Annotated in this window: 1 protein-coding gene; it reads left to right on the top strand. The window is 47.6% G+C overall.

The features are described 5' to 3' along the window. Nucleotides 1-111: 111 nt before the first annotated feature. A partial coding sequence (gene gmhB / locus E0L35_RS25785) for a D-glycero-beta-D-manno-heptose 1,7-bisphosphate 7-phosphatase (RefSeq protein ID WP_138801754.1) occupies nucleotides 112-412 on the top strand: 301 nt, incomplete at its 3' end.

Here is a 412-nt window from a genome sequence, read left to right as displayed (position 1 = left end):
ATGTTAAGGCATCCAGACGTCTAAATCAATCAGGTTTATGCGAAGAGCACTTTCTTGCAGGTCGAAACATGCGATACTAGCGTCACATGCCTTATTAAGGAGCTATAAAAGGTGGCGAAGAGCGTACCCGCAATTTTTCTTGACCGTGATGGCACCATTAATGTCGATCACGGTTATGTCCATGAGATCGACAACTTTGAATTTATCGACGGTGTTATTGACGCCATGCGCGAGCTAAAAAAAATGGGCTTTGCGCTGGTGGTAGTAACCAACCAGTCTGGCATTGCTCGCGGTAAATTTACTGAAGCACAGTTTGAAACGCTGACCGAGTGGATGGACTGGTCGCTGGCGGACCGCGATGTCGATCTGGATGGTATCTATTATTGCCCGCATCATCCGCAGGGTAGTGTTG

It is taken from the genome of Halomonas sp. ATBC28, assembly GCF_005937175.1.
GTDB classification, from domain to species: domain Bacteria; phylum Pseudomonadota; class Gammaproteobacteria; order Pseudomonadales; family Halomonadaceae; genus Vreelandella; species Vreelandella titanicae.
Note: the sequence above shows the minus strand (reverse complement) of the source record. Positions and strands in the feature narration are given on the sequence as shown.